The organism is bacterium (assembly GCA_035295165.1).
Lineage (GTDB): Bacteria > Sysuimicrobiota > Sysuimicrobiia > Sysuimicrobiales > Segetimicrobiaceae > JAJPIA01.
Genome location: DATGJN010000017.1, coordinates 43,941 through 50,851 on the forward strand (window position 1 = coordinate 43,941; position 6,911 = coordinate 50,851).

General features: G+C 63.9%; 6 protein-coding genes. 2 read left to right on the forward strand and 4 right to left on the reverse strand.

The window, feature by feature from the left end; translation table 11 throughout:
- Positions 1-153: 153 nt before the first annotated feature.
- Together VKZ50_02700 and VKZ50_02705 are read left to right on the forward strand one after the other, a co-directional pair.
- Positions 154-813, forward strand: coding sequence for a recombinase family protein (locus tag VKZ50_02700; protein HLJ58620.1), 660 nt, complete (start codon positions 154-156; stop codon positions 811-813).
- Positions 810-3,827 (forward strand): hypothetical protein, encoded by a 3,018-nt coding sequence (locus VKZ50_02705; protein ID HLJ58621.1) that lies wholly within the window; start codon positions 810-812, stop codon positions 3,825-3,827. The genes VKZ50_02700 and VKZ50_02705 overlap by 4 nt, the downstream gene beginning before the upstream one ends.
- A gap of 173 nt (positions 3,828-4,000) precedes the next feature.
- Here VKZ50_02705 and VKZ50_02710 read toward each other — a convergent pair whose 3' ends face one another.
- The 4 genes from VKZ50_02710 to VKZ50_02725 form a co-directional block, all read right to left on the reverse strand.
- Positions 4,001-5,365 (reverse strand): terminase family protein, encoded by a 1,365-nt coding sequence (locus VKZ50_02710; protein ID HLJ58622.1) that lies wholly within the window; start codon positions 5,363-5,365, stop codon positions 4,001-4,003.
- A gap of 561 nt (positions 5,366-5,926) precedes the next feature.
- Positions 5,927-6,493, reverse strand: coding sequence for a hypothetical protein (locus tag VKZ50_02715; protein HLJ58623.1), 567 nt, complete (start codon positions 6,491-6,493; stop codon positions 5,927-5,929).
- Entirely contained in the window at positions 6,493-6,660 is a 168-nt protein-coding gene (locus VKZ50_02720) for a hypothetical protein (protein ID HLJ58624.1), read from the reverse strand. The genes VKZ50_02715 and VKZ50_02720 overlap by 1 nt, the downstream gene beginning before the upstream one ends.
- Positions 6,657-6,911 (reverse strand): hypothetical protein (locus VKZ50_02725; protein HLJ58625.1); only part of this gene is annotated, 255 nt, incomplete at its 5' end. The genes VKZ50_02725 and VKZ50_02720, both read right to left, overlap by 4 nt.

Consider the following 6,911-nt stretch of genomic DNA (forward strand, 5'->3'; position numbering starts at 1 on the left):
ACGCGCTGGCGCTCCTCGGGCGTCATCGCCTGGAGCCGTGCCTTGCCCGCGCGTCGTCCACGTTCCGAGAGCGTCAGCTTTCTCATGGTGTTTAGTATAGCATGTTAGCGCGTATTGCACTCCTCGTTGTTAGCGCGTATACTAGGAGGCAAGGTGAACCACCAGGGGGTAACGATGCGCGCCGCGATCTACGCGAGAGTCAGCACCAGCGACAAAGACCAGGATCCGATGACGCAGCTGCTGCCGTTGCGCGAGTTCGTCGCGGCGCAGGACTGGACGGTCGCCGGCGAGCACGTCGACCACGCCAGCGCCACCGATCTCCGCGGCCGCACCGCGTGGCGTGAGGTGCTCGACCTCGCGGCCAAGCGCAAGATCGACGTGCTGCTCGTCTGGAAGCTCGACCGCGCTTTCCGGTCCGTGAGCCACGCCACGAGCACGCTCGAGCAGCTGCGTCGCTGGGGCGTCGGACTGCGCAGTTACTCCGAGGCGTGGCTCGACACGTCAGGGTCGTCTCCGGTTGGCGACTTGATCTTCCACGTGCTCGCCGCGGTCGCGCAGTTCGAGCGCGGCCTGATCGCCGAGCGCGTCCGCGCGGGCATGGCGCGGGCCAAGAAGCAGGGCAAGCGCCTCGGGCGGCCGCGGGCCGTGAACGGCGAGTGGGTCCAGATCCGACCGCTCGTCGCCTCCGGCGCCCTGAGCCGACGCGAGGCGGCCCGACGGCTCGGGTGCTCGGCGCGGACCGTCGGCCGCCTCGTACAGCAACCCGAAGGAGGGCGCTTTAGGCAGGAGCCCCGCACCGGACATCGTGAATGAAAACCATTATGCCAACGACCGAACACACGATAAACGACGCGATTGCGAGCCTGCTGCGTGAAACGCGGCGTGCTTGGAGAGCGACGGATGTTGTGCACTCCGAGACCACTGGAATGCTGGTGGGGACCAACAAGCGCCCTGACATTCTGGTAATGGAGGCAACGGTTTCGCCCGTCGTCATTGAAACAGAGTTTGCTCCGGCGCCCGTGGTTGAACTTGAAGCTGCTGCTCGCCTCGGCGAACGCGTCCGCAGTAACGGGCGCTTGATCCTCTCGGCGATTGCCGTTCAACTTCCCGAAGCTTTGAAGCAGCACTCTGGAACGTCGCTGCGGAAAGAGCTGGAAGCCACAACGGAATTAGAGATGGCAATCTACACGGGGAGTAATACCCAAGACTGCCTGCGATGGCCTCAATCGGGTTGGCTCACCGGTGGGATCTCTGATCTCTCCATTCTCACGCAGTCGGCTTCTGTGCCTCCAAAAGTTATCGAAGAAGCCGCAAACAAGTTAGTGGAGGGTGTGAGCGAAGCGGCAGGTCTACTCGCGGAAGTGGCGCAGGGAAACCCTGGCGCGATGCAGGAGATTTGCAAAGAACTACGCCAGCACGATGATGAACAGACACGGCGCATGGCGGCGACGATTCTCGCGAATGCGTTTGTCTTTCAAGAGAGCCTAGCGCGCGGACCCGGAGGGCTTTCTCAGGTTCTCTCGATCGAGGAACTGCGCGGATCTGGAGCGCTGACGAAGTCCGCGGTTCTAAACGAGTGGCGAAAGGTCCTAAGGGTCAATTACTGGCCGATCTTCGACATTGCGCGCCGCATTCTCCAAACTGTTCCGGTCGGCCACACGAAGTTGCTGCTTGATCGACTAGCCACGACCGCAGACAGGCTCGTTGAGAATCGACTGATGCGCTCCCACGACCTTACCGGGGCTGTTTTTCAAAAGCTCATCGCTGACCGAAAGTTCCTCGCAGCATACTACACGACACCGGCGTCTGCGGCCTTGTTAGTTGGCTTGGCGGTCACTCCAGAGACACCGCTCAGCTCTGACAAATGGGCATTACCTGAAGCCGTAGAGAATCTGCGCATCGGCGATCTCGCTTGCGGCACGGGAACACTGCTGTCCACAGCGTATCAGCGCATCGGACAATTGCACGAGCTGAACGGTGGGGATTCTGAAACTCTCCACCCGGCCATGATGGCAAACTCGATGGTCGGATGCGATGTGCTACCGGCCGCAGCGCATCTTACTGCGTCGATGCTGGCAGGCACTCATCCGACGGTGACTTACGACCATAGCTCAATATTGACAGTTCCCTTTGGAAGGCAGGCAGATGGCGGTGTGGCTTTAGGGTCGCTTAATCTACTCGATCCACAGGGAAACAAGTTAGTGGACATCATTGCGACCACGGCGAAAGCGGCCGGTGGATCGGGCGAATCCAGTACCGACGCGTGGACGGAGATCCCAGACGGCTTTTTTGATGTCGTGGTCATGAACCCACCCTTTACGCGATCAACAGGCCATGAGGCTCAAAAGATCGGAGTCCCTCGACCGATGTTCGCAGCATTTACCTCTACGGCCGAAGAACAGCGGCTGATGGCGAAAGCGACGAAGACGCTCACCAAAGGCACGAGCGCGCACGGAAATGCTGGCGAGGCTTCGATCTTCCTCGTTCTCGCTGATCGGAAGGTCAAGAAGGGCGGCGTGCTTGCGTTGGTAATGCCACTGAGCCTCATCGCAGGCGAGGCCTGGGAAGCATCGCGAGCCCTCCTGGCAAAAAATTACAGCGATCTGGTGCTTGTTTCAATCGCTGGCGCAAGTCCTGAGGAGATGTCCTTTTCAGCGGACACAGGGATGGGGGAATGTCTCGTCGTTGGCAAGAAAACCGGTACACCGAGCAAACGGGCAGCGTTCGTCGTTCTAAAGGAACGTCCCGCATACCCGCTCCTCGGTGCGACGGCCGCAAGACAGATACGGCGTTTAGCACACGGAAACAACCTTAGGCGGTTAGAGGATGGGCCGATAGGCGGTACGCCTCTCTACTTCGGCGATGACATCGTCGGGCAAGCGATTGACGCGCCAATCTCCGAGGATTGCGCATGGAATCCGTCGCGGATCGCTGATCTTTCATTAGCGCAAACTGCTTACCAAATGGCCACAAATGGCCGCATCTGGCTTCCTGCGATGCAAGAAGCTGAATCGGTCAGTGTACGAATTTCAACTGTGCAAGCCATCGGAGAGATCGGTCCCTACCACTCAGACATTAATGGCACTCCTTCCGGCGGCGGTATACGCGGCCCGTTTCTCATTTCAGATATTGATGAGCACGCGGCGCCTACGTATCCAGTACTATGGTCGCACGACGCGACTCGCGAAACGACCATGATGTTTCCTGCCGATTCGGAAGCACAACCAAAGCACCCGAAGAATGCAACAGAGAAGCTGGTAATCAACGAAAAGGTGGCGACGATTTGGGCCACGGCCGCGCACTGCCACTTCAATCAGAACTTCCAATTCAATAGCCAACCGACCGCCATGCAGTTCACACCCTACCGAACGATCGGTGGCCGTGCCTGGATATCGATTCGCCTCGCGTCCGTGGAACAAGAGAAAGCGCTAGTGGCTTGGGGTAATACGACGTTTGGTCTACTGCTTCATTGGTATCATGCCAACAAGCAGCAGTCCGGCCGCGGGAATATAGGCAGGACAGCGCTACGAAGCTTGCCCGTCTTGGACGTCGCAGCTTTGAACCCGAAACAATTGAAATTTGCGACCAGTATTTTTGACGCGCTCATGAAGAAGGGTCTCCTTCCGTTCAACGAGCTGGATCGAGATAACGTGCGACATGAGCTTGATAGGCGTTTCGCAACTGAGGTTCTTGGGATGTCGCCTGATGCTTTGCAACCAGGAGGCGTGGTTGACTTAGTCCGAAGAAAACTGGCGCAGGAACCGTCTATTCGTGGCGGCAAAGCACCCGGGAATGAATCGGCGGCTCCGGAAGCGGACATCAGTTAAGTCCGGCATCCTTGCGATGCCGTTCGGTGCTGCGGGGCAAGTCTTGCCTTGGGCTTGGTCTAGAATGAATGTCTCGGTCCAGTGTTCCAGAGCCAGTCGCCCGCGGGCTAGATCCGGTGGAGGGCCGAATTCGCGATGATCGCCATCTACCAGCCCTGCATCACGAACGACTCTTAGGTCTTCCAAGTGAGCGCCGCGCTCTGTGCTGCGAAATAGCGCGCCCGCTCGAAGTCGGTCATGCTAGCGAGCTTGTCCTTAAGCGAAACACTGCCCGGCGTCACTATCAGATTCGTCACCGCCCACACCAGCGCGTCCAAGCGGTCGGGCGATTCCCCCTCGCCCGGCACCCATCCGCACAGCTGCTCCTCGAGCTCCGCGTGCAGCCCGACGTGGTGCACCCGCCCCTGCTCGTACAGTGCCGCCACCGGCTCGGCCCGCGCCTGCTTCGACCGCGCCGCGTGCACCGTCGTCAGCGACAGCGACGGATCGACCGTCCGCAGCACGTTGGCGACCAGCACGCCGCCCTGGTTCGTCTCCGCCACGACCCGATCCGCCAGGTGCACCCGGTACACGCTCACCACCCGCCGCGCCCACGTGTCCGGACTCGCCCGCACGCTCGCGTCCTGCAGCACGTAGGCGTGCGGCAGCGGCCGCTGCCGGTCGATCCCACAGACGACGATGCCGCACTCCGCCGCGCCCTCGGCCGTGGCCGCGACACTCGGATCCACCCCCACCACGACGCGCACCAAGTCCGGAATCTGCACTTGCTGGCCGTCGGTGCGCGTGCCCGTCACCATCGGCGGGGACGCGACGCGCGTCTTCTCGAGCAAGTCGCGGCTCCATAGCGCGCCGGGCGTGTCGAGCAGCAGCTCGCCGAACAGCTCCTGCCGCCCGAGGTGCGTGCCAGCGTAGCGCGAGACGATGTCCTGCGCGAACCCCGCGGCCAGGTTCGGCAGGTTCTCGTGTGTCGCCATCTTGGTGACGGCGACGTCGCGACCGTCCCGGGCGAACAGGTCGCGAATCAACGGGATCGGCCGCGGGGTCGTCGAGACGATACACCGTGCTGCACCGAGCCGCAGGCCGAGCATCAGATTGTTCCACGTCTCCTGCGCCCGTTCCCACGCTGCCAGCTCGTCGCACCAGGCGAGGTCGTGCTGCGGCCCGCGGAGCAGGTCCGGCTCGTCGGCCGAGAACGTCGTCGCCACGGCGCCATTCGGCCACGACAACCTGCGCTTACTCGGCTCATAGGTGGGCCGGAAGAACGCGGGCGCCACCGCCAGCAGACCGGACGGCCCCTCGACCATGACGTCCCGCGTGTCGGCCGCGGTGCGTCCCACCACGGCCACGTGCCGCGCCCGCCCCGCCATTATCTCGCTGGTGAGGTGTTCGGACGCCGCCCGCGTCTTGCCCGATCCTCTGCCCGCGATCAGCGCCCAGATCCGCCAGCCGCCGGATGGCGGCAGCTGCGCCGGCCGGGCCAGCTCGGCCCACGGACAGTGGCGCAAGGCTTCGGCCAACGTGCGGGCGAGCTCACTCATGCGATCCCGCCACTGCGGCCAACGCGTTTGTAGACCAGGCCCAGGCAGCGGGTCGGGGGTGTTGGAGACGGCCCCCGCCGTTCAACGCAATGGCGGGCGTTCTGGCCGCCTTGCCGTGGACTTCTATGCGTCGGTCGGACCATCCGTCCACCCTACCTCGCACCACCACAAGAGCGGCCACTGCCACATCGGCGTGTCCTGACCCCATCGCGCCCGCCCCTTCGTGCACAACTCGGTCAGGTGCGCCGCGGTGGTTGTCCGCCCGTGTGCCCGCCACGCCGACAGGATCAATCCGCAGCCGTCACACAGCCCGGGCCACGCACGGGACGGCCGCCCCAGAGAGCCGAGACATGCCGCACACGTCCCCGTCATTCGGCGGCGACTACCCTCACGAAGCATCCGACATGCCACCGCGACGCTACTGGCCGGGTCCATGCTCATGCCTCCTCACCGTAGCCGGTGCGGCAAAAAGGGTGTCCCAACCGCGTCCCGCCGCGCCGTGTCCTGTATGGCGTTTGCACGCGCCGTCATCGTGCGGCACCAAGAACTCTTTGTGCCGCATCACGCACCTGCGTGACCGCTGTTCGCCGCCACAACGACGGCTGCAGAGGCGTCTCGCGGCCTCGCGGTGCTCCTGGCAGCGCCGGGGGCGACGTGATCCCCACCGATCGCGAGCAGCACGGCCTGACGCGCCTCCGCGTACGGCCCGAGTGCCGCGATGATGCGCGCCTGCAGCGTCAACCACTCGCTCGAGCTCGCGATCGCCACGTTCACCTGCACCTGGGACCCGCTCCGCAGCTCGCCCTTGGCCTCGAGCGCCATCCGCACGGCGCCGATCAGCTCGCGCGAGACCGAGCTGATGTCCTTCGCGACGTCGCTCGACTCCAGCGTCCGCTCGAGCTTCTCGATGACGCGCTCGACGACGGCCCAGTAGTCGGTCGCGTGCCGACGGGCCTTGGCCTGGCGGGCGTTCGCGATGTGCGCGGCGATGTGCGCCTTGTGGCGCCGGATGGAAGCCTCGGCGAGCCGGTACTGCGCCGCAATGCGTCGGTAGGGGGTGCCGGCGACGATGGCCGCGTCGATCGCATCGCGCTGCGGGTGGCGGCAGACGGTGCAGGTGCGCGGCACTAGGCGTGCCCGCCGCTGTCCCCGTCCCCCTCCGGGGGCACGGGGAACACGTGGCCGCAGCAGTCACACATAGTCCACGGGTCGCCGGTCTCCGGGTCCACGATGACCGGCGACAGCGCGAGAGGCTTGGCGTCACCGCCGTCGTCGCGGCGCGTTTCGTCCGTCATGGTGTCGTGCGTCCTTCGAGCACCTGAAGCTGCGCGGCGAACTCGGCGACCTTTGACTTCGTTGCCTCGTCCTCGCCGTGCCGTCTGGCGAGCTCCGTGTTGAGCGCGACAATCTGCTCGCGGAGCGACTCCTTGGCTGTCTCCGCGACCGGCGGCGCGGTCGACAACGCCGGACGCGGTCCCCACCGCCGTTCGCTCCAGTACTCGCGCCACGTTGGCAGTGCGCCCCGGCCCTCGACACGCGCGGCTTC